Source organism: Mycolicibacterium fluoranthenivorans (assembly GCF_011758805.1).
In the GTDB taxonomy this organism is placed as follows: domain Bacteria; phylum Actinomycetota; class Actinomycetes; order Mycobacteriales; family Mycobacteriaceae; genus Mycobacterium; species Mycobacterium fluoranthenivorans.
This window is the reverse complement of the sequence record NZ_JAANOW010000003.1, coordinates 511,722-533,413: the sequence shown is the minus strand read 5'-3', so window position 1 is coordinate 533,413 and position 21,692 is coordinate 511,722. Positions and strand designations below refer to the sequence as shown.

Sequence of the window (21,692 nt, the reverse complement as noted above, 5' to 3'; positions counted from 1 at the left end):
GGTGTTCGAAGGCCCGGTCCAAGATCTGATCGACGAGCTCGGCAAGCTGCCCGGGATCGGGCCGAAGAGCGCCCAGCGCATCGCTTTCCACCTGTTATCGGTCGAACCTCCGGATATCGACCGGCTGACCGCGGTGCTGGGCCGGATCCGCGACGGTGTCACGTTCTGTGCCGTGTGCGGCAACGTCTCGGACGATCAGCGCTGCCGCATCTGCAACGACTCGCGCCGGGACGCGTCGCTGGTGTGCGTGGTCGAGGAGCCCAAGGACATCCAGGCCGTCGAGCGCACTCGAGAATTCCGGGGGCGGTATCACGTCCTGGGTGGCGCGTTGGATCCGCTGTCCGGAGTGGGACCGGACCAACTGCGGATCCGTGAACTGCTCAACCGGATCGGCGAACGGGTCGACGGTGTCGACATCGCCGAGGTGATCATCGCCACCGACCCGAACACCGAGGGTGAGGCGACCGCCACCTACCTGATGCGCATGCTGCGCGATATCCCGGGCCTGACGGTGACGAGGATCGCGTCGGGCCTGCCGATGGGCGGGGATTTGGAGTTCGCCGACGAGCTGACCCTGGGCCGCGCCCTGGCCGGCCGCCGCGCCATGGTCTGACCCCCTTGCGCGCTCTCTCTTTCCGCCCAATTGATCAAACGGGCGGGAAAGATCGAGTGGTCTACGCCATTTCGTCGAGTTCGGTGACATGTCGGACCCGGGCGTCACCATGCCTGCATGAACGAAGTATTTCTGGGCAGTGAGGCGCTGGGCGCCGGCATGCCGCGCACCGTGCTCCGCCGGTGGTATCGGCCGATGTTCCGCGGGGTGTACACACCGAAGTGGGCCATCCCGACCCTGCCGGACAGGGCGCTCGGCGCCTGGCTGACATCCGGGCGCAGTGGCGTGATCACCGGAGTGGCGGCTTCGGCGTTGCACGGCGCCGAGTGGGTCGACGACACCGAGCCGATCGAGGTGGTGGTACTGCAACACCGCCGGCAGCCGGGGTTGTTGATCCGGATGGATCGGATCGCGGACGACGAGATCACCACGGTCGACGGTATCCCGGTGGCGACGCCGGCGCGCACCGCGTTCGACCTCGGGCGCCACCAGAAACGATCGATCGCACTCGGTCGTCTCGATGCACTGATGAGAAGCGTCGCATTCGACTCCGATGAGGTTGCGCTGCTGGCACAACGGTACGGCCCGGTGCGTGGTGTCCGCCAACTTCGCGAACTACTGCCGCTGATCGACTCGGGCGCCGCGTCGCTGAAGGAGAGTTGGCTGCGGCTTCTCTTGATCGACAACAACTTTCCGGTACCCGAGACGCAGATCCCGGTCTGCGATGAGGACGGGCAGACCTTCGCGTATCTGGACATGGGATGGCGGAGTCTGGGGCTCGCCGTCGAGTACGACGGAGAGCAGCACCAGACATCACGCCCGCAGTACGCCAAGGACCACAAGCGGCTACCCAAGATCGCCAAGCGTGGCTGGGAGGTCATCCGCGTGATCGCCGAGGACACCAAGAGCGAGATCCTGGAGCGGGTGGGTGAGGCCTTCGCGCGTCGCGGCGCCGAGATCGACGAATTGGCGCGATCCACTCGCAGAAATCCGCCCGTTTGTTCAATTGGGCGGAGGGAGGATGCGGCTTAGACCCGGCGTGGTGCGGCCAGGCGTTCGGTGCGCAGCTGTGTCACCTCGGACAGGTCCAGCGGCGGTAGATCCCCGACAACGCGGCTGAGCAGGTGGTCGGCCAGCTGCGGATTGCGGGCCAGGCACGGGCCGTGCAGATAGGTCGCCACCACGCTGCCCTGTACCGCGCCGTCATACCCGTCGCCGAGGCGGTTCCCCGCACCCTTGGTGACCCGGGCCAACGGCTGTGCCGAGGAGCCCAGAGTCGTTCCGCCACGGTGATTCTCGAACCCGGTCAACGGTTCGTCGAGCCCGTCGACCAGCGGGGTCGACGTCACCTCGCCGATGGTCCTGGCGTCCTGGGGCGAGGTGGTGACGTCCAGCATGCCGACGCCATCGACCCGTTCGCCCGCCGAGGTCTCGTACCAGTGCCCGAGCACCTGGATGGCAGCGCAGATCGCCAGCACCGGCGCGCCCTTGGCCGCGGCACGCTGCAGCCCGGGATGACGGATCAGATGGCGGGTGGCCAGTCGCTGCGCGTAATCCTCTGCGCCACCGAGGGTGTAGAGATCCAGCGAGTCCGGTACCGGGTCATCGAGCGTGATCTCCACGATCTCGGCGTCGATCCCGCGTAGCCGCAGGCGCTGCCGCAGTACCACCGCGTTGCCGCTGTCGCCATAGGTGCCCATCACGTCGGGCAGCACCAGTCCGATCCGTACGGTCGATTCAGGCATGGCGCTCCAGAGCCCGGCTCAGTTGCAGGAAAGCCGTGTAATTGGCGATCACCTCGACATGCCCTGGCGGACATGACTCGATCGCGGCAACGGTGTCGTGCACCAGCGTGTGCTGCACCCCCGCGTAGCCGAGGCGCACCGCGAGGTCGGTACCGCGCTCACCGGCGGCCACCACGGTCGTATCGTCGAAGTGCTCGAACCGCACATCCCACAGCCAGGACAGATCCTCGCCGTCGGGGACCTGGCCGTTGACCGAGATCACTACGCCCGCAGCGTGTTTGTCGACCATCGACAGTGCTTCCTGCCAGCCGGCGGGATTCTTGGCCAGCAGCAAGCGCGCGGTGTGACTGCCCACCCGCACCGTTCGGTACCGGCCGGCCACCTCGTCGACGGTCGACACCGCCGCCACCGCCCGGGCCGGGTCTGCACCGAGCACCACCGCGGCGGCGACCGCCTGGGTGGCATTGCCGCGGTTCACCGCGCCGGGTAGGGCCAGCTGCATGGGCTGTGAAAAGCCGTCCGGACCATAGATATTCGTGTCGTCGTACCACCATTGCGGGGTGGGACGCTTGAAATCGGTTCCGGTCGAATACCAGTCGGCGCCGTCGCGCACGATGACCTCGCCGGACCGTGGGCAACTCACCGAGTCGCCGGCCCACCCGCCCCCGGCGGCCACCCACACCACGTTCGGGTTGTCGTAGGCCGCCGACGCCATCAGCACGTCGTCACAATTGGCCACGATCACGGCGTCGGGATGACGGGCCAGTCCCGAACGCAGCGTGCGCTCGATGTGGTTGATCTCGCCGACCCGGTCCAGCTGATCGCGCGAGAGATTCAGCAGCACGATCACCGCGGGCGCCACCGCATCGGCGACGTGCGGCACGTGCATCTCGTCGACTTCCAGCGCGGCCAATTCGGCGTGCCGGGCACCGGCCAACGCGGCCACCAGACCGGCATCCATGTTGGCACCCTCGGAATTGCTCGCGACCGGTCCAAGCGTGGCCAGCGCCGCCGCCGTCATCCGGGTGGTGGTGGATTTGCCGTTCGTCCCGGTGACCACCACCGAGCGGCGGCCCGCACCGAGCTGACCCAGGATGGAGCGATCCAGTGTCATCGCCACCAGGCCGCCGATCATCGCACCGGCGCCGCGGCCGGTCACCCGTGACGCCCAGCGCGCGGCGGCACCGGCGCCCAGGGCCACTTTCCCGCGAGTAGAGACAGCCATCAGCTGAATTTTAGGGGTCCGACACGCGCGCCTGCGATCGGTGTGTTGTCGGACCGCCGTGCCATCCTCGAATCATGAGCCAGACCTGGGGACGACCGGCGGTCGAGCCGGGCACCGGTTGGGCCGTCGTCGACGTCGAGACCACGGGTTTCCGGCCGGGACAGGCCCGGGTGGTCAGTGTGGCCGCGCTCGCAGTCGGCGATGACGGCAACGTCGAACACAGTGTGTCCAGCCTGCTCAATCCCGGCGTGGACCCCGGTCCCACCCATGTGCACGGCCTGACCGCGGAGATGCTCGACGGCCAGCCCACGTTCGCCGATGTCGCGCCCCGGTTGATGGAGATCCTGCGCGGGCGCACGCTGGTCGCCCACAACGTGGCATTCGACTACGCCTTCCTTGCCGCGGAGGCCGAGTTGGTCGGTGCTGCGCTGCCGGTGGAGTCGGTGATGTGCACCGTCGAACTGTCCCGCCGGTTGCAGCTGGGCACCGAGAACCTGCGCCTGGAGACGCTCGCCGCGCACTGGGGCGTCACCCAGATGCGCCCGCACGATGCCCTCGACGATGCTCTCGTGCTGGCCCAGATCCTCAAGCCCGCGCTGGTGGCGGCACGCGAGCGCCGATCGTGGCTGCCGATCAGGTCGGTATCGCGCAAGACCTGGCCCAACGGCCAGGTCACCCACGAAGAGCTGCGGCCGCTGAAAACCCTGGCCGCCCGGCGCCCGTGCCCGTTCCAGAACCCTGGACCGTTCGTGACCGGCCGCCCGCTGGTGCAGGGCATGCGGGTGGCGCTGTCGGCGGAGATGGCGCACACCCATGAAGAGGTGATCGAGCGGATCCTCGACGCCGGACTGGCGTACACCGAGAACGTCGACCAGCTGACCTCGGTGGTGGTGTGCAACGACACGGCGCCGGAACAGGGCAAGGGCTACCAAGCGGCCGAACTGGGCGTCCCCTTGATCGCGGACACCGAGTTCATGGCGCTCATCGAACAGGCCGTCGGTGGCCGTGATGTCGAGCAGTTCGTCGACACCACCGGCGACGGCGACCAGTACGCGTTGTTCTGAGCCCCGGCCGGTGGACGTCAGTCGGGTTTGACGAAGGTGTAGACCCGGTATTGGAGAAGGCTGAGTTTGGAAAGCCACTTCATCCATCGGGTCCCGACGAGCATGGTGCTCTGGGCGTCCTCGGATGCCTGCTCGCGGAAGAACCTCAGCAGGAACGGATACGTCGGCATGGTGTTCTTCCGGATGTTGCGATTTGCGACGAGCTGCAGCCCGGCGCGCCTACCCATGGACCGGTAACCCCGTAGGGGGACATCGCCGAGCGTGCCATAGGACTTCGCGATTCTGGGGCGGATCGCCATCCAGATCGGCGTCTTGCCGAAGAACATCATGGTCGGGACGAAGTCGGACACCGCCAGGTAGCCGCCCGGTTTGAGCACCCTGGCAGCTTCGGCGAGGAACTTCTGTCGCGAGGGGAAGTGAAAAATGCACTCTACTGCCAGGATTCGGTCGAACGAGTTGTCTTCGAACGGCAGCTCGCACGCGTCGCCTTCGACCCAGCGAAGGGTGTTGCCATAGGTGGGCGTGATCTGGGCGTCGGCAGCGGCGAGCTGGCGTGGGTCGATGTTCAGGCCGGTGAGATCCATATCGGAATAGGCACCGTTGATCTGTTGGAGCGTCCCGCCGAAACCACAACCCACATCGAGCAGCTTCTGGCCGTCGGTGAGCTTTCCGGCGTGGAACAGCACGCCGTTCATCGCCTCCATGGCGGCGGTGTAGTCGGCCCGGGTGCCCTCGGCGGCCTTGGGGTCCTCCCAATACCCCCAGTGCACCTGATTCTCCCAGAGCTGGCCGGTTTCACCGCCCTCCTGGCGTTCCTCCATCAGCAGGTCGAAATAGGGCAGGGCGGGTCTGGAGAGGTGTTGCGCCGACATCGTTTTCATATCAGGTGCCTCCGCGGATTCGGTGGTGGGCGAGATAGTCATTTGTTGCCTTTCAGGTCGATTCAGGGTTGCCATGTTGGTGTGCCCTCGGTCATGGCGTGGGCATCCATTCGGCAAGAGCAAGGATCATGAACACCACCAGAGCGAGGCCGATCAACCCGCCGGCGGGAATCATGGCGACGCAGACCACCACCCAGACCAGGAACCGCGACCACTCGAATGGTTGGTTGCCCACCACGCGGCCATATCGTGCCCGCAGCATGTGGTAGGTCGCCCAGACACCCGCACCGGCGGCGGCGACGGCGATGATGCGCAATCCGTCCGGGGTCGCCAACAGGGCCACGCCCGCCATGAGTATCGCTGCGGCACACCGTCCCCACACCGTTCCTCGACAGTCCGTCGTGAGCGTGGTCGCCGGACTGCGATCGGGCTCGCCGCGATACCGGGGCAGGCGCCCGTCGATGCCCAGCAGCCGCCAGATCCAACGCGACCACACCGGGCGCAGACCGAGGTCGGCGGCGGCACGCCGAACGTCGGCCGCCGATTCGGCCAACAGTCGACGTGAGTGGGCACTTCGCCAGTACGCGGCCTTGAAAACCTGCCGGGGGATCCCGAACTGCCGAACGAATGCGCGCGGCGGCGTGAGCATCTCACCGATCAGCCAGCGGAGAAAGAACGGGAAGGTGAGGGCGTACAACGCCCGTCGTAATCGCCCGGCGCTCCCGATCTGCTGCGCCAGGTGGATGTCGGCAAAGGTGATGTGGCGTGCTTCCTCCGCCAGATGGATCGAGGTGATGCGATTGAGCAGCGGGGGTACCTGGGTGGCGCCGCGATGCTGCAGCGTCTGCTGGAAGTGCAGTGGCTGTTCGCCACACAAGACCCCGATGAAGAGAAAGATATTGGCGTAGCCGCCGATGAAGGCGATGATCGGACCGATGATGCGGGAGGCACGGCGCATTCCGGGGACGTCTTCACGGGTGCGGTTGACGAATTCCTGGAACATCTGGATGTGATGACACTCGTCGGACAGTTCGTTGAGCAGATACCGGAAGACCTCGGCGCCGTTGGGCAGACTGCCCGCGTAGTGCACGACGCCGCGCACCAGCATCATCTCGAACTGAAGGGTGACCTTGAGCATGTTCGCGGTCATCCAGCGGCCCATGTCGATACGCCGCTGCAGCGACTGTTCGCCATACCACTGCGTTGCCGCCAGCGGGGCGGCGTCCGGATCCAATTGCCAGCGCGGATCGTCCTCGTTCAAGACGTTCTCCGTTGCGTCCCAATCGATATCACGATAGGGATCGAATGCCAGACGGGTCATCGCCTCGGTGAGCGCCGTGACCTTGTCCGAATATTCGGCCTCGGACGTGTCGTCGGTACGACTGAGCGTCGTCATCGGCTGACACGTTCTGCCATGGCGAACGGGATGACGCAGACCGGCGCCGAGTTCTCGGCGCACTCTGCCGGCGGGCAATCCCATTGCATACCGATCTCCATCCGCTGTCGCTACCGCAATTGCTATCACCTGCGTGATCGCTGTGTACGCATGTGCGCCAAGTCGTTACGCTTTGCGCGCCGACCCGTTACGAGCGAGAGCTAGACGGTAACTGGGGGAGACGGTTCGGTGGATTGGGCGGATTGACACCAAATCGAAATCTCTTGTAGTGCAGTCGGGCACCGAGATCGGGTGCAGCCGGCGGCACAATCGCAGGGAGCAGCAATCAGTTTGCGCTCGTACCGCCCCGCCAACGCCGCGGCGGTACGCCGTGCCGGCGGTGGAACAGTCGGGCGAAGTAACCCGGGTCGCCGACACCGACACGGCGGGCGATCTCGGCGACGGGCAGGTCCGTCCCGGCGAGCAGGGCGCGAGCCTCGGTCATCCGCCGTTCGATGATCCACTCTTGTACCGTGCGCCCGGTCCGGCGGCGCACCACGGTGGTCAGATGCCCGGGGGTCAATCCGAGTTCGGCGGCCACGTCGCTCAAGGACAGGGGTTCGCCGATACGCCGTTCGATGACGGCGAAGACATCGGCGATCAAGGGCTCACCGCTGCGGCGCAGATCGGCCACCACGTCACCGGTCATGCGGGCCAGGTCGATCAGCAGCAGGGTGAGGTGGGCCAGGACCGCTTGCCGGTAACCCTCGCCGCGGACCGTGAGTTCTGCATCCATCGAGTCGATGGTGTTGTCCCAGAATGGCTTCCGATCCGGCGGAAGCTGCAGGTGCAGGATTCCGCCGGCATCGCCGTGCAAGAACGGGAACAGCAGGGGATGTCCGCGCCAGGACGGCCACGGCGAACGGGTGCTGTCACCGAGTGCGGCGGCGTCGAAGAACACCACGGCCACGTCGGGTGTATTCCGGATCCACACCGGGTCGATCGGTTCGCCCGCTGCGACGACGTACACGGAACTGCTCTCCGCGACATAGGTCAGGAGCGGAAAATCGTGGATATGGCGGCTCTTCTGCAGAACGTTGTCGGGCAGTGACCGGATCACCACGACCGGGTCCTGGTGGGTCGCCGGGGAGTACTCGTAGACCGGCACACCGTTGACGTGCCGAGCAGGTCGGACAGCCGAGGTCATGACATGAAGATAGTCCCGATTTGGCCGAAGATCGCACAACATCCGAGTTCATGCCTGGTGCAGCATGGAAGCCATGAGCAATGATCATCCGAATTCGGTCGCCAAGACGTGGGGAAACCGACACGACTACCTGCCCGCCGCCGGGCACGATCTGCTGTTACCCGTCTATGACCTGCTCACCCGCGTCCTCGGCATGCCGCCCGCCTACGACATGTTGGTGGCCCAAGCGCAACTGTTCGCAGGTGCGCGCGTACTCGACATCGGTTGCGGTACGGGAAATCTCACCATCAGGGCGAGACGGGCCGAGTCGGCCGTGCAGATCACCGGTATCGATCCGGATCCCCGGGCGCTGGAAAAGGCGCGGAAGAAGGCTCCGGACGTCACCTTCGAGCGTGGTTATGCGCAGGAACTACCGTTTGTCGACGGGTCGTTCGATCGAGTGCTGTCGTCGATGATGTTGCACCACCTGGATCCCGAGATGCGCAGGGCCGCGCTGGGCGAGGCGTACCGGGTGCTGCGGCCCGGAGGCAGCGTTCACATCGTCGATGTGGTGGGCCGGCACCTCTCGGTCGCCCATGCCGATGGCGAACTGCCCGGTCTGCTGCGCGAGGCCGGTTTCGACTGCGCCGATCTGGGTTCCCGGCGGCTGCGCCTGGTGGGTCCGGTCGCCTTCTTTCGGGGTACCCGGGCATAGATTGTTACCACTACTTCCGTAGTGGTAACCTACGCACCATGGATACCACTACAGATGTAGTGAAACCGTCGCGGTGGGAGGCGTACCGCCGCCACGGGTATTACTTCCGCCAGGCCGCGATGTTCACCCTCGTGATCGGGTTCGGCATGCACCTCTGCCGCGTGCTGTTCGGCGACGAGGCCGCGCTGCGCTACGTCGTCACGCCCGTCGGTGACCTGCTGCTGTTGCTACCGATGGCCTACGCCGCCGTCACCGGAATCGTCGGGTACCGCCGGATGGCGTTCGTCAACCGGCCCCACCGCATCGCGCTGACGGCGGCGATCGGCTACATCACGGTCAGCGTCCCGCTGCACCTGTATGTGCTGTTCGTGCTGGGCGATGTCAGCTTCTATGTCCACCTGGCCGGCTACTGGTTCAGTTACCTGCTGCTCTGCCTGGTCTACCCGGTGTTCCTGGTCATGCTGGCTCGGGTGCGGTACCAGGACTGATGCCGCCGAATCCGCACCGCCGCGCCGTGCTGCTCGATGCCGCGATCGACATCCTGGGCGAGATGGGCGCCGGCGGGCTCACCCACCGCGCGGTCGACGAGCGGGCGGGACAGCCCGCCGGCACGACCTCGAACTACTTCAGGACCAGGATGGCCCTGCTGGAGGCGACGGCCGCGCGCCTCGTGGAACTGCAGTGGCAGCACGTCGGCCTGCTGCAGAACGGGTTGGGAACGCTGAACCGGGAGACGCTGGCCACGATGATGACGGCCATGGTCACCGATCTCGGCGGCTCGAACGGGCGACGGCAACTGGCCCGGTACGAACTGTTCAACGAGGGCGTGCGGCGGCCCGAGCTGCGGCCGTTGTTGAGTGAGATGCAGTCGGCGGCATTGAAGTCCGCATCGCTACTGCTGGCCGCCGCGGGGCTGGCGGTGACCGACGAGCAGGTGGGGGAACTCGCCCGGTTGCTCAACGGGTTGGCCTACAGCAACCTGACGTTCATCGCCGACCAGCCCGGCGCGTCCGATCTTGCCGGGCTGGTCGAGCGGATGCTGACTGCCGTACTCGGGCAGTCGGAGCGAAACTAGCTGAGCGCCTTGGTCTTCAGTGCGTCGAACTCACTCTGGCTGATGGTGCCGGCGTCCAGCAGTTCCTTGGCGTGCGCGATCTCTTCGGCCGGGGAGCGGCCCGCGGCTTCCCGGATGTAGTCGTCGGTCTGCTTCTTGGCGGCCGCGGCGGCTTCGCGGGCTCGTTCGGCCATACCGTTGCCACGGGCGATGAGGTACACCAGTGCCGTCAGCCACGGGAAGACGATCAGCAGGATCACCCAGATCGCCTTGGCGAAACCGGATGTCTTGTGGTCACGCCAGAACAGGTCCGTGAGGATCTGGAACAGCACGAGCAGGTACGCGATCCAGGCGAAGATGATCAGGAAGTGCCACAGGAAATCCCATGTTGAACCCCAGTCCATAGCTACTCCTCGTAGGTGACGGTGCGTTATTTACGCTTACGTCAGTCAATCACGCGCGGCGCGGTTCACGGCGGATACCACAGCCCGCAGTGACGCAGTTGTGATCGACGTCGCGATACCCACACCCCAGACGGTCTTGCCGCCGATGGACGCCTCGACATAAGCGGCGGCCTGGGCCTCTTCACCCGAGGACATGGCGTGCTCGGAGTAGTCCAGCACGTTCACGTCGTAGCCGATGGCGCCCAGGGCGTCGCAGAACGCGGCCAGCGGGCCGTTGCCGGCGCCGACGATCTCGCGTTCGACCCCGTCGACCTTCACCACCGCGGTGATGGTGTCGGTACCGCCGTCGACCTCGGCGGCGTCCACCTTCTGGCGCATGCGCTCCAGCGGTGTGATCGGCGCCAGGTATTCGTCGGCGAAGACATCCCAGATGGCCTTGGGTGAGACCTCGCCACCTTCACCGTCGGTGATCGCCTGGATGGCTTTGGAGAACTCGATCTGCAGCCGCCGGGGCAGCACCAAACCGTGGTCGGCCTTCATGATGTAGGCCACCCCGCCCTTGCCGGACTGCGAATTCACCCGGATGACGGCCTCGTAGGTGCGCCCGACGTCCTTGGGGTCGATGGGCAGATAGGGCACCTGCCACAGGATGTCGTCGATATCCGAGCCGATATCGTCCGCATCGACCTTCATCTGATCCAGGCCCTTGTTGATGGCGTCCTGGTGGCTGCCGGAGAAGGCGGTGTACACCAGATCACCGCCGTAGGGATGCCGTTCGTGCACCGGCAGTTGGTTGCAGTACTCCACGGTGCGGCGGATCTCGTCGATGTTGGAGAAGTCGATCTGCGGATCCACCCCGCGGGAGAACAGGTTCAGCCCCAGGGTCACCAGGCAGACATTGCCGGTGCGCTCGCCGTTGCCGAACAGGCAGCCCTCGATCCGGTCCGCACCGGCCTGATAGCCCAATTCCGCTGCGGCGACACCGGTCCCGCGGTCATTGTGCGGGTGCAGGCTCAGGATGATCGACTCCCGCGGCGACAGGTGACGGCTCATCCACTCGATCGAATCGGCGTAGACGTTCGGGGTCGCCATCTCGACGGTGGCGGGCAGGTTGATGATCAGTGGCCACTCGGGGGTGGGCTTGACGATCTCGGCCACCGCGTTGCAGACGTCGACGGCGTACTCCAGCTCGGTGCCGGTGTAGGACTCCGGCGAGTACTCGAAGCGCCACCGCGTTTCCGGGTACTTCTGCGCCTCGTCGACGCACATGCGGGCGCCGTCGGTGGCGATCTTCTTCACCGCGTCCCGGTCGGCGCGGAACACCACCCGCCGCTGCAGGATCGAGGTCGAGTTGTAGAAGTGCACGATGGCCTGCGGGGCGCCCGCGCAGGCCTCGAACGTCTTGGCGATCAGCTCGGGCCGGCACTGGGTCAGCACCTGGATGGTGACATCGTCAGGGATGGCGCCCTGCTCGATGATCTCGCGGACGAAGTCGTAATCGGTCTGGCTGGCCGACGGGAAGCCGACCTCGATCTCCTTGTAGCCCATCCGTACCAGCAGGTCGAACATCCGGCGCTTGCGCGCCGGGCTCATCGGGTCGATCAGGGCCTGATTGCCGTCGCGCAGGTCCACGGCGCACCAACCGGGGGCGTGGGTGACGACGGTGTCGGGCCAGGTGCGGTCGAAGGGGGCTGCGGGCTGTCCACCTGGGACTTCAGCGGCGAAACTGCGGTACCGGTTGACCGGCATCGTCGATGTGCGCTGGGTGTTCCAGGCGGGCTGGCCGGCACGGCGCGGGCCGGCGGGCGTGGTGATGGTGCGGGCAGAGGTGTAGGCGTCTGGGCTGTTCATGGTGTTCGCTCCGGAGTCTTGGGATCAATCCCGTGGATTTCAGACCGGCGCATCGCGAAACACCCGCGACGGGTAGCCGGTCTGGTCAGACCCCGTCGCGGCGTCCGAGAAGGAGCACCCGCTGCACGTGCGCTACTGTACTCCGCATCGCTGTGGCGCCAAAACCCCGCTCTGTGCAGTCCGTGCTGGTCCTGTTACTCGTCACGGTGCTCGGCCTCGCGGGATGTGCCCGGTTCATCCCCGCCGCGTCGCGCGCCGCGGCTCCCGATCCCGGATATTTCTTCGCCGGGCCCGTGTCCACCTACGGGGTGTCGGTGAGCCCCGCGCAACGGGATCGGCTGGCGTATCTGCGTGCACTTCGCCGACTCGACCCGTGTGGCCTGCTGACCCGTGAAACGCTCGCGAAAATCGGTGAGATCGGTTCTGTGGGAACGATGTTCGCCTTCGATGAATGCGATGTGGACATCAAGGTGGCCGGCGAAAGCGCCCGCCGCTACGTGAGCGTATGGGTGGGGCTGGACACCCTGGAGCCGTCGCCGTGTGAATTCGTGGGGTCGCTGCCGCTGGACCGCCTGCCCGGGGCCCCACCATTGCCCGGACCGGTGGAACCGGTGGTCCGGATCACCCCGATCACCGAGCAGTCGTGCGATTTCGCCGACCTCATCGGGCGGTCGGCGGCGCCGATACTCGACGCGACGCGGCCCCCGATCCGCGACGGTGCGGCGGCCTACCCTGTCGTGCTCGCCGAGCGCGATCCCTGCGAGATCGTGGCGGTGCAGCCCGCGGCGCGGTGGGATATCGGGGCCACCCGACCGCACATGTGTGCCATGACGCTGGCCGATCGCACCGCCGTGCGGCTCACGTTGCAGCCTCAACTGTTCGAACCGGGCACCGACAACCGGTCGCGGCTCAGTCGCGACGGTGTCGTGGTGTTTCTCGATACCCAACTCTGTACGGCGAGTGTGTTCCTCGGTGCGCCGATGCGCCGCAAACTGCTCGGCGGCGACTATCTGCGTCCTTCCGACGTGGTGATCCGCCCCTCGGTCTCGGTGGAGAGCACCCCGCCGCGGTGCGAGACGGTCACCGATATCGCGGTGTCGGCGGCCAAACTCTTCGGCTGAATCCCGAGCTCCTTCCCCTGATCGGGGGACACCGGGTTCATCCGGGATATCCACCACTCGCCCGACAGACCGTGACCCTTCTCTCGGACATCGTTGAGTCAACAGCGCACTCACGCAAAGGAACTCACGACATGATCAATTTCGTCAAAGCCATCGGCACCCCCATTCTGGCCGCCGGTGTCCTCGGCGCCGCGGCACTCGGACTGTTCGGCGCGACCGGCGCCGTCACCGGTCTGGAAGCGGCTGCGACCGCGCAGTCGGCCACCGGAACCGCGTTCCACCACCAGTAGTCAGACCTGGGTGTCGGGGAACGCGATCACCGAGAGGAACCGGATCGGTAGCGCCACCAGATCCACCGGGCCGTGCGCTCCCTCGCCGTCCATCTGCAGTGAGTCACCCGGGTGCAACCGGTACACCGACCGGCTGTGGCTGTAATCCATGACCCCCTCGAGCATGAAGATGAACTCCGTACCCGGATGCTGGAACAGCGGATAGGTCCGGCTCTTCTCGCTCAGCGTGACGTGCAGGCACTCCAGCCGCTTGTGCTCGCCGCGCAGCGAGCTCAGCAGCTGGTACTCATGCCCCTCCTTGGTGCCGTTGCGCACGATGCGCGCCCCGGTGCCCGACTTCACGAAGGCGGCCGGGCGCTCGACGTCGGCCCCGCGGAACAGGCTGGTCACCGGCACGTCGAGACCCTTGGCCAGCAACGCAAGCGTGGACAGGCTGCAGGAGGTCTGGGCGTTCTCGATCTTGGACAGCATCGCCTTGGAGATACCCACCCGGGCCGCCATCTCCGCGACGGTCAACCCCTGGGCCAACCGCAGCTGGCGCACATTGCGCCCGATGGCGGCCTCGAACTCGAGGTCATCGGGCGGCGCCTGCGGATCCCGGTCCCGGGCGATGCCGGAGTTACGGAGCAGTGGGACGTCACTCATGGTTCGACTCCGCTCTCCTGCCTAGCGCATCTCGCCCGCGCCGACGTACGGGTAGGGGCTTCTGAGCAGATCCTCCTCGGCAAACCGGGACAACCGGAAATCGGTCTCCGGGATGCGCGGGTCGGTGCTGCGACCGTCGATGACGAGATCGGCGACCAGCCGCCCCACGGCCGGGGCGATCTTGAAGCCATGCCCGCTGAATCCGGCGGCCACGATGAGCCCGTCGATTCCGGTGCGTGAGATGACCGGATTCCAGTCCGGCGTGACGTCGTAACAGCCCGCGTAGCTGCTGGCGATGGCGGCGTCGGTAAGACCGGGGAACCGGGTGCTGAGCTTGTCGACGGTCAGGTCGACGAAGGCGTCATCGGCGCGGTTGGAATACCCGTCGGGATCGGCGATGTCCAGTGCCATCAGATCGGAGTTCCCGAACAGCAGCTCCCCGTTGGGTTCCGGGCGGATGTACTGCAGGGAGACCAGATCGGAGAACACCGGGACCTGCCCGAGGTCGACGCCGGGTTTGATCATCATGATCTGTTCCCGGTGCACCTCGATGGGCACGTCGATCCCGTAGGGCGCCAGGAGCGGACGGGTCCACACCCCGGTCGCGATGACGACGGTGCCGGCGCAGACCTCGGTGCCGTCGGCCAGGCGCACGCCGGTGACCTTGTCGCCGTCGGTGAGCAACGCGGTGACCTCGGTGCCTTGGCGGACCCGCACACCCGCGGCGCGTGCGGACACCGAGAAGGCCTGCGCGGTCTGGTAGGCGTCGCCGTAGCCGCCCCGGGCTTCCCAGCCGAACGCGGCGAACGGCTCCAGGTCGGCCCACGGCCACATCGCCGCGACGTCCGAGGCGTCGATCTCCTCGGTCTGTACGCCCACCTCACGTTGGGCGGCCAGGCTTTTGCGCAGGTTCTCGACGTTCGGCGCGCCGACTCCGACGACATAGCCGGTCTGCCGGAACCCGATGTCGTTGCCGAAGATCTCCTCGGCGCTCTCGAACACCTCCAGGCCGACGGTGGCCATCGCGGCGAGCGAGCTGACCCCGTAGTGGCAGCGCACGATGCCGCTGGACTTCCCGGTCATCCCCGAGCCGACGGTATTGCGTTCGGCCACAAAGACATCGGTGACCCCGCGTTGGCTCAACGCCCACGCCGCAGCGGCCCCCTCCAGTCCGCCGCCGACGATCACGACATCTGCGGTCTCGGTCATGAGCCCGGTATCCAGTTCGTACCGGCCAGCGGTACCCGGGCCATGGCGGCGGCCTCGATGGTGACGGCCACCAGATCCTCGGGTTCCAGATGTGTGACATGGGCCTTGCCGCAGGCCCGCGCGATGGTCTGGGCCTCCATGGTCAACACCCGCAGGTAGTTGGCCAGCCGCCGGCCACCCTCGATCGGATCGAAGCGTGCGGCGAGTTCGGGGTCCTGAGTGCTGATCCCGGCGGGGTCGCGGCCGTCCTGGAAGTCGTCGTAGAAACCGGCCGCGCTGCCCAGCTTTTCGTACTCGGCGCCGTAGCGGGGATGGTTGTCGCCGAGGGCGATCAGCGCCGCGGTGCCGATGGCCACCGCGTCGGCACCCAGTGCCAGCGCCTTGGCCACGTCGGCGCCGGACCGGATGCCGCCGGAGACGATCAGTTGCACCTTTCTGTGCACCCCCAGCTCGGAGAGTGCCTGCACCGCCTGCGGGACCGCGGCCAGGGTGGGGATACCGACGTGTTCGATGAACACCTCCTGGGTGGCGGCGGTGCCGCCCTGCATCCCGTCGACCACCACCACGTCGGCGCCGGCGTGCACCGCGAGTTTGACGTCGTAGTAGGTGCGGGTGGCCCCGACCTTGACGTAGATGGGCTTCTCCCAGTCGGTGATCTCGCGCAACTCGTTGATCTTGATGGTCAGATCATCGGGCCCGGTCCAGTCCGGATGCCGGCAGGCGCTGCGCTGGTCGATACCCTCGGGCAGCGTGCGCATGCCGGCCACCCGCGGGGAGATCTTCTGCCCCAACAACATTCCACCGCCACCGGGTTTGGCCCCCTGGCCCAGCACCACCTCGATGGCATCGGCCTTGCGTAGGTCGTCGGGGTTCATCCCGTAGCGCGACGGAAGGTACTGGTAGACCAGGTTCTTGCTCTGGCCGCGTTCCTCGGGCGTCATCCCGCCGTCACCGGTGGTGGTGGAGGTACCCGCTTCGCTGGCGCCGCGGCCCAGTGCCTCCTTGGCCGGCCCGGACAGCGCCCCGAAGCTCATACCCGCGATGGTGACCGGGATGTCCAGATGCAGGGGGTGTTTGGCATGCCGGTCGCCGAGCACCACATCGGTGCCGCAGCGCTCCCGGTAACCCTCCAAGGGGTAGCGCGACATCGACGCACCCAGGAACAGCAGGTCGTCGAAATGGGGAAGCGGCCTCTTGGCGCCCCAGCCCCGGATGTCGTAGATCCCCGTCTCGGCGGCCCGCTGGATGGCGGCGATGGTGGGGCGGTCGAAGGTGGCGGACTCGCGCAGGCCCAGTCGGGCCCGGTCATCAACTGAAGTCATTTAGTAGCTCGCAGAGTTGTCGACGTGGAAGTGGTAGAGGTTGCGTGCCGATCCGTACCGGGTGTACGCGGAGGTGTCGTCGGCGTAGCCGGCCGCAGCGAGTAGCTCGGCCAGTTCGGCATGATGTTCGGGACGCATGGGTTTGGCGATGCAGTCCGCGCCCAGCGATGCGACCTTGCCGCGCACGTAGATCCGGGCCTCGTAGATCGAATCCCCCAGGGCCTCACCGGCATCGCCGCGTACCACCAGTCGCCCCGCCTGGGCCATGAAGGCGCTCATGTGGCCGATGTTGCCGCCGACCACGATATCGACGCCTTTCATCGAGATACCGCAGCGGGCCGCCGCGTCACCTTCGATCACCAGCAGGCCGCCGTGCGCGGTGGCCCCGGCGGACTGCGACGCGTTGCCGGTGACCCGCACCGTGCCGCTCATCATGTTCTCGGCCACCCCGGTGCCGGCGTTACCGGCGATGGTGACGTCGGCGAGCTGGTTCATTCCCGCGGCGTAGTAGCCGACGTGTCCCTCGATGCGCACCTGCACCGGTGCGTTGAGTCCGACGGCGACATTGTGGGCGCCGTCGGGATGGGCGATGAGGAAGTCACCTTCGATCCCGAGTTGGTGCAGCGCCGAGTTGACCTCGCGCAACGGTGAGGTGCGCAGATCGAAAGACTCGACCGATAGCGTGGCCCCTACTTTTTCCATGCGTACACAACCTCCGGTTCCGGTTCCCAGATCTTGGCTTCATCGACACCGGGCAGACCGGCCAGCGCGCGGTACTCACTGGCCATCGCCACCCAGCCGGGTGTCTCGGCGATGACCGCCGGTTTGCAGGCGATCGCGTCGCGCACCACCGCGAACGAATCCCGATCGGACACCAGCAGCGTGTAGAAGCCGTCAAAGGACGCGAGGAGGTCCTTCAGCGCGCCTTCCACGTCCCGCCCGTCGGCCAGCGCTTTGGCGACGAATCGGGCGCCGACCTCGGTGTCGTTCTCGCTGTCGAATTCGACGCCAGCCCTGCGTAGTTCGCGCCGGATGGTGGCGTGGTTGGCGAACGATCCGTTGTGCACCAGGCACTGCTGCGGGCCGACGGTGTAGGGATGGCAGCCCGACGGGGTGACGGCCGACTCGGTGGCCATCCTGGTGTGTCCGACACCCTGCCAGCCCTGGGCCTTGGCCAGCCCCCAGCCCTCGGTCAGGGTACGTGGATTGCCGACACCCTTGAGCACGGCCAGATCGGCTCCGAACCCTGCGATCAACGCGTCCGGGTAGGCCGCCCGTACCCGGGTGAGCAGTTCCTCCGACGGTGTGTCGGCGGTCAGGATGTAAGTCGAATCAACCTGTACGACAGCAACATCCGGGCCCAGGTCCGGGGCCTTCTCGATATCGGTCACCGATACGCACCCCCGGCCCGGCGGTGACCACGCCGGGTCGCCGTAGACGGCCACCCCGGCCGAATCCGACCCGCGGTCCGACATTTCGCACAGCATTCCGGTGAGCAGTTCGCCCAGCCGGGGATAGAGCTCCGGTGTGCGTAGGTGTAACCCCACGATGCCACACATATGTTGTCTCCCTTGAAAGTTTCAGAACGCGGTCAGATAGGAATCGACTTCCCACGGCGCGACGGTGCCGTGGTAGGCGAAGAACTCGTCACGTTTGACGCCGGCGAAGTAGGTCGCGACGCCCTCGCCGGCGGCGTCGAGTACCCCGGTGATCACCGGGTCGGCCTCCAGTTCGTCGATGGCGTGCAGCAAGGTGGGCGGCAAGGTCGACGGGCCCTGCGCGCCCACGGCACCGGGGTCGAGGCTGCGCTTGATGCCGTCGATGCCGGCGCCGAGCGACGCCGCGATCGCCAGGTACGGATTGGCCGAGCCGTCGCCGCCCCGCAGTTCGACGCGCTGGTTGTCGGGCACCCGGATGTAGTGGGTGCGGTCGTTGCCGCCGTAGCTGGGCTTGCGCGGAGCCCACGATGCCCCCGACGAGGTGGTGGTGGCACCGGTGCGTTTGTAGGAGTTGACGGTGGGGGCCACCACGGCCTGCAGTGCGCAGGCGTGGTCCAGGATGCCGCCGATGAACCCGTACGCGGTATCGGACAGACCCAGGCCCCGCGGGTCCTCCTGGGCCGGGAACACCGGGATCCCCGCGCTGGTGAGCGACATGTGCAGGTGCAGTCCGTTGCCGGTGCGATCGGCGAACGGCTTGGGCATGAACGTGGCGACCATGTCGCGCTCGGTGGCGATCATCGACAACAGGTAGCGCAGCGTGATCACCCGGTCGGCCGTGGTCAGCGCGTCGGCGAACTCGAAGTTCTGCTCGAACTGGCCGTTGCCGTCCTCGTGGTCGTTGGCGTAGTTGGACCAGCCCAGTGCGTTCATCGCGGTGGAGATCGAGGTCAGGTGGTCGTACATCCGCGTGACACCCCGTGCGTCGTAACAGGGTTGGGCCGCGGTATCGGCGGTGTCGGCGGTGACCAGGTTGCCGCCGGCGTCACGGCGCAGCAGGAAGTACTCCACCTCCGCACCCACCCAGGGCTCGAAACCGGCGTCGGCGGCCCGCTGGATCAAGCCCTTGAGGATGACCCGCGGCGCGTACGGCCACGGCTTGCCCTCCACGTGCGGATCGCAGTGCACCAGCGCCAGACCCTCTTTGATGAACGGGATCGGGGTGAACGACGCCGGGTCGGGAATCGCCATCAGATCGGGGTCCTTGGGCTCCTGGCCCATGGCACCGACGGCGTACCCGGCGAACCCGACTCCCTCGGTGGCCAGTTGGTCGACGGCCTCGACGGGAACCAGTTTGGCGCAGGGCTTTCCGCGTAGGTCGACGAACAGCGCGAGAATGAATCGGGTGCCGGATTGCTCGGCCAGGGTGGCAAGATCGGGCGGCATAGCTGTCTCCTAATAAGAACCAATGTATCGTACGGTGAAACTCGAATGGGCCAAAGAAACCCCGGTGACCAGCCGGCGCAGGAGTGCTGCGCCGGCTGGAGCCGGGTTGGGATCTAGACGGGTGCGAGCTCGTAGGCCGCGTCCCGGTGGACGTGCGTGTCGATGCCCTTTTCTTCTTCTTCGGGCGAGATGCGGATGCCGATCGTCTTCTTGATGGCGAAGGCGATGACGAACGCGATGACGAAGGAGTAGACCATCACCGCGCCTGCCGCGAGGGCCTGCTTCCAGAGCTGACCGAACCCGCCGCCGTAGAACAGGCCGTTGGTGGCATTCGGCATGGAATCACTGGCCAGGAAACCGATCATCAGGGTGCCGATGACACCGCCGACGAGGTGCACGCCGACCACGTCCAGCGAGTCGTCGTAGCCGAACTTCTCCTTGAGTCCCACCGCGAACGGGCAGATGGCCCCGGCGACCAGGCCCAGGATGATGGCACCGACCGGGGTGACCGCACCGCAGGCGGGGGTGATGGCGACCAGGCCGGTGATCGCGCCGGCCGCGGCACCGACGCCGGTGACGTGCCCGTCCTTGAACTTCTCGACGGCCAGCCAGGCCAGGGTCGCGGCGCAGGTCGCGACGAAGGTGGTGACCATGACGATGGCGGCCGAGTTACCGGCGGCCAGGGCGGAACCACCGTTGAACGCGTACCAACCGGCCCACAGCAGGCCGGCGCCCAGCAGGGTCAGCGGGACGTTGTGCGGCTTGCGCAGCTGACCCCAGTTGGCGGCCTTGCCGAGCACGATGGCGACGGCCAGCGCCGCCGCACCGGCGTTGATGTGCACCGCGGTGCCACCGGCGAAGTCGATCGCCTTGAGGTTGTTGGCGATCCAGCCTCCGACCGAGTCCTTGGTGACCACACCGTCGAAGGCGAACACCCAGTGTGCGACGGGGAAGTAGACCAGCACGGCCCACACCGTGGCGAACAGCATCCAGGCGCCGAACTTCATCCGGTCGGCTGCCGCACCGGAGATGAGCGCCACCGTGATGGCCGCGAACAGTGCCTGGAACAACGCGAACAGGCTGACCGGCAGACCGTTGATGGTCGTCTGCGTTTCCAGAAGATCCTTCATGCCGGCGAACTCGGTGAAGCTGCCGACCAGTCCGGAGCCGCCGATCGAGGTGCCGAAGGTCATCGAGAAGCCGAACAACACCCAGAGCACGCCGACGATCGCGACCGCGCCGAAGGTCATCATCATCATGTTGGTCGAGCTCTTGACGGAGACCATGCCTCCGTAGAAGAGCGCGAGGCCGGGGATCATCATCGTGAGGCCGATGATGCAACAGAGCATGAACGCGGTGGTGCCGGTATCCATATACGTCTCCTGAGGGGGTGCGGCCGCCGGGCCGATCACTCGCAGTAGACGATGTTTCTGTTACGTGGACCGTTGTGTGGTGTTGCGAGCGGGTTACGGCTCACAACGGCCAGTTGAGTACGAGCCGGTCCAATGGCAGCCGCTCCCGGGGCCGGCTGTCGCGCTCGACGACGGCGGCGTCGGCCTGCGCGTAGTCGCCCAGTGAGCCCACGGCGATCACCGCGAGCGGACGGAGCCCGGCCGGGAGATCGAACGCCCGCCGCGCACCGTCGGTATCGAACCCGGCCATCGGATGCGCGATCAGACCGCGCGACACCGCCTCGATGCTCAGTGCGGCGATCGCGGCACCGGCGTCGACGGCGGCGTAGCGCGCGGTGCGCTCGTCCTCGCCTTCGTCGGCGCACACCAGGATCAGCGCACCCGCCGCACGGGCGTAGCTGTTACCCCTCTTGAGCAGCCCCGCCAGCGTGGTGAATGTCTCATCCACGCGTATCCCGACGACGTAGCGCACCGGTTCGCGGTGCCCCCAGGTGGCCGACCAACGCGCCGCCTCCACCAATGCCGTGAGGTCGTGGCGGCTGACCACCGCGGACGGGTCGAAAGCGCGTGGGCTCCAGCGGGCCGCGATGGGCGGATGGATCGGCACGCTGGTGCGCGCCAGGCGGTCGCGCGGTCCCAGCGGTCTTCGCGCGAGGTGCTCATCCACCCCGCTGACGCTACCGGCAGGTGGAGGA

The 21,692-nt window shown here is 66.8% G+C and carries 23 protein-coding genes; 8 read left to right on the top strand and 15 right to left on the bottom strand.

All coding sequences use genetic code 11. The features are described from left to right. Nucleotide 1 precedes the first annotated feature (1 nt). Both recR and FHU31_RS25985 read left to right on the top strand, forming a co-directional pair. Nucleotides 2–613 (top strand): recombination mediator RecR, encoded by a 612-nt coding sequence (gene recR, locus FHU31_RS25990; RefSeq protein WP_090361714.1) that lies wholly within the window; start codon nt 2–4, stop codon nt 611–613. Nucleotides 614–730: 117 nt separating this feature from the next. Then, nucleotides 731–1,645 carry a type IV toxin-antitoxin system AbiEi family antitoxin gene (locus FHU31_RS25985; protein ID WP_167163526.1) on the top strand — a complete coding sequence of 305 codons (915 nt, stop codon included), beginning with the start codon at nt 731–733 and terminating at the stop codon, nt 1,643–1,645. Here the strand turns inward: FHU31_RS25985 and FHU31_RS25980 are convergent. Both FHU31_RS25980 and FHU31_RS25975 read right to left on the bottom strand, forming a co-directional pair. Then, the gene (locus FHU31_RS25980; protein WP_167163525.1) at nt 1,642–2,358 is read right to left on the bottom strand and encodes a type 1 glutamine amidotransferase; all 717 of its coding nucleotides are present in this window, start codon (nt 2,356–2,358) and stop codon (nt 1,642–1,644) included. The genes FHU31_RS25985 and FHU31_RS25980 overlap by 4 nt on opposite strands. After that, nucleotides 2,351–3,583, bottom strand: a complete 1,233-nt coding sequence (locus FHU31_RS25975; protein ID WP_167163524.1) for a Mur ligase family protein — start codon at nt 3,581–3,583, stop codon at nt 2,351–2,353. Before FHU31_RS25975 ends, FHU31_RS25980 begins: the two co-directional genes overlap by 8 nt. A 74-nt stretch (nt 3,584–3,657) precedes the next feature. Here FHU31_RS25975 and FHU31_RS25970 point away from each other — a divergent pair, with 74 nt between their 5' ends. Beyond that, nucleotides 3,658–4,647 (top strand): DEDDh family exonuclease, encoded by a 990-nt coding sequence (locus FHU31_RS25970; protein WP_167163523.1) that lies wholly within the window; start codon nt 3,658–3,660, stop codon nt 4,645–4,647. A gap of 17 nt (nt 4,648–4,664) precedes the next feature. On the opposite strand, the gene FHU31_RS25965 is transcribed toward FHU31_RS25970, so the two are convergent. From FHU31_RS25965 to FHU31_RS25955, 3 genes are all read right to left on the bottom strand, one after another. Then, on the bottom strand, nt 4,665–5,570 hold the full coding sequence (locus FHU31_RS25965; protein ID WP_234901648.1) for a class I SAM-dependent methyltransferase: 906 nt from the start codon (nt 5,568–5,570) through the stop codon (nt 4,665–4,667). A gap of 49 nt (nt 5,571–5,619) precedes the next feature. Beyond that, nucleotides 5,620–6,924: an AurF N-oxygenase family protein gene (locus FHU31_RS25960; RefSeq protein ID WP_167163522.1), complete on the bottom strand. Its 1,305-nt coding sequence runs from the start codon at nt 6,922–6,924 to the stop codon at nt 5,620–5,622. Nucleotides 6,925–7,249: 325 nt separating this feature from the next. After that, nucleotides 7,250–8,110 (bottom strand): helix-turn-helix domain-containing protein, encoded by an 861-nt coding sequence (locus tag FHU31_RS25955; protein WP_167163521.1) that lies wholly within the window; start codon nt 8,108–8,110, stop codon nt 7,250–7,252. Nucleotides 8,111–8,183: 73 nt separating this feature from the next. Between FHU31_RS25955 and FHU31_RS25950 the strand changes: the two genes are divergently transcribed. The 3 genes from FHU31_RS25950 to FHU31_RS25940 are packed head-to-tail and all read left to right on the top strand — an operon-like array spanning nt 8,184 to nt 9,879. After that, a complete protein-coding gene (locus tag FHU31_RS25950; RefSeq protein WP_167163520.1) occupies nt 8,184–8,804 on the top strand; it encodes a class I SAM-dependent methyltransferase in 621 nt (206 codons plus the stop codon). Between the two features lie 38 nt (nt 8,805–8,842). After that, nucleotides 8,843–9,292, top strand: a complete 450-nt coding sequence (locus FHU31_RS25945; RefSeq protein WP_167163519.1) for a hypothetical protein — start codon at nt 8,843–8,845, stop codon at nt 9,290–9,292. Then, nucleotides 9,292–9,879 carry a TetR/AcrR family transcriptional regulator gene (locus FHU31_RS25940; protein ID WP_167163518.1) on the top strand — a complete coding sequence of 196 codons (588 nt, stop codon included), beginning with the start codon at nt 9,292–9,294 and terminating at the stop codon, nt 9,877–9,879. The genes FHU31_RS25945 and FHU31_RS25940 overlap by 1 nt, the downstream gene beginning before the upstream one ends. Here the strand turns inward: FHU31_RS25940 and FHU31_RS25935 are convergent. Next, nucleotides 9,876–10,262 (bottom strand): SHOCT domain-containing protein, encoded by a 387-nt coding sequence (locus tag FHU31_RS25935; RefSeq protein WP_090361689.1) that lies wholly within the window; start codon nt 10,260–10,262, stop codon nt 9,876–9,878. The genes FHU31_RS25940 and FHU31_RS25935 overlap by 4 nt on opposite strands. Before the next feature lie 45 nt (nt 10,263–10,307). Beyond that, complete coding sequence (gene leuA, locus FHU31_RS25930) at nt 10,308–12,113, bottom strand: 2-isopropylmalate synthase (protein ID WP_167163517.1); 1,806 nt, start codon at nt 12,111–12,113, stop codon at nt 10,308–10,310. 173 nt (nt 12,114–12,286) lie between these two features. Between leuA and FHU31_RS25925 the strand changes: the two genes are divergently transcribed. Both FHU31_RS25925 and FHU31_RS25920 read left to right on the top strand, forming a co-directional pair. Further along, entirely contained in the window at nt 12,287–13,234 is a 948-nt protein-coding gene (locus tag FHU31_RS25925) for a hypothetical protein (protein WP_167163516.1), read from the top strand. A gap of 131 nt (nt 13,235–13,365) precedes the next feature. Then, nucleotides 13,366–13,524 carry a hypothetical protein gene (locus tag FHU31_RS25920; RefSeq protein ID WP_167163515.1) on the top strand — a complete coding sequence of 53 codons (159 nt, stop codon included), beginning with the start codon at nt 13,366–13,368 and terminating at the stop codon, nt 13,522–13,524. On the opposite strand, the gene FHU31_RS25915 is transcribed toward FHU31_RS25920, so the two are convergent. From FHU31_RS25915 to FHU31_RS25880, 8 genes are all read right to left on the bottom strand, one after another. Next, on the bottom strand, nt 13,525–14,169 hold the full coding sequence (locus FHU31_RS25915) for a type II toxin-antitoxin system RelB family anti-toxin (protein WP_090361680.1): 645 nt from the start codon (nt 14,167–14,169) through the stop codon (nt 13,525–13,527). 21 nt (nt 14,170–14,190) lie between these two features. Then, entirely contained in the window at nt 14,191–15,378 is a 1,188-nt protein-coding gene (locus FHU31_RS25910; RefSeq protein ID WP_167163514.1) for an NAD(P)/FAD-dependent oxidoreductase, read from the bottom strand. After that, nucleotides 15,375–16,700: an FMN-binding glutamate synthase family protein gene (locus FHU31_RS25905; protein ID WP_167163513.1), complete on the bottom strand. Its 1,326-nt coding sequence runs from the start codon at nt 16,698–16,700 to the stop codon at nt 15,375–15,377. Before FHU31_RS25905 ends, FHU31_RS25910 begins: the two co-directional genes overlap by 4 nt. Continuing rightward, nucleotides 16,701–17,402 (bottom strand): GltB/FmdC/FwdC-like GXGXG domain-containing protein, encoded by a 702-nt coding sequence (locus tag FHU31_RS25900; protein ID WP_167163512.1) that lies wholly within the window; start codon nt 17,400–17,402, stop codon nt 16,701–16,703. After that, nucleotides 17,390–18,259 carry a class II glutamine amidotransferase domain-containing protein gene (locus FHU31_RS25895; protein WP_167163511.1) on the bottom strand — a complete coding sequence of 290 codons (870 nt, stop codon included), beginning with the start codon at nt 18,257–18,259 and terminating at the stop codon, nt 17,390–17,392. Before FHU31_RS25895 ends, FHU31_RS25900 begins: the two co-directional genes overlap by 13 nt. A gap of 21 nt (nt 18,260–18,280) precedes the next feature. Further along, nucleotides 18,281–19,585 carry a type III glutamate--ammonia ligase gene (gene glnT / locus FHU31_RS25890; RefSeq protein ID WP_167163510.1) on the bottom strand — a complete coding sequence of 435 codons (1,305 nt, stop codon included), beginning with the start codon at nt 19,583–19,585 and terminating at the stop codon, nt 18,281–18,283. A 113-nt stretch (nt 19,586–19,698) separates the two neighbouring features. After that, nucleotides 19,699–20,958, bottom strand: a complete 1,260-nt coding sequence (locus FHU31_RS25885) for an ammonium transporter (protein ID WP_167163509.1) — start codon at nt 20,956–20,958, stop codon at nt 19,699–19,701. 100 nt (nt 20,959–21,058) lie between these two features. Beyond that, entirely contained in the window at nt 21,059–21,664 is a 606-nt protein-coding gene (locus tag FHU31_RS25880) for a nitroreductase family protein (RefSeq protein WP_409371186.1), read from the bottom strand. Nucleotides 21,665–21,692 lie beyond the last annotated feature (28 nt).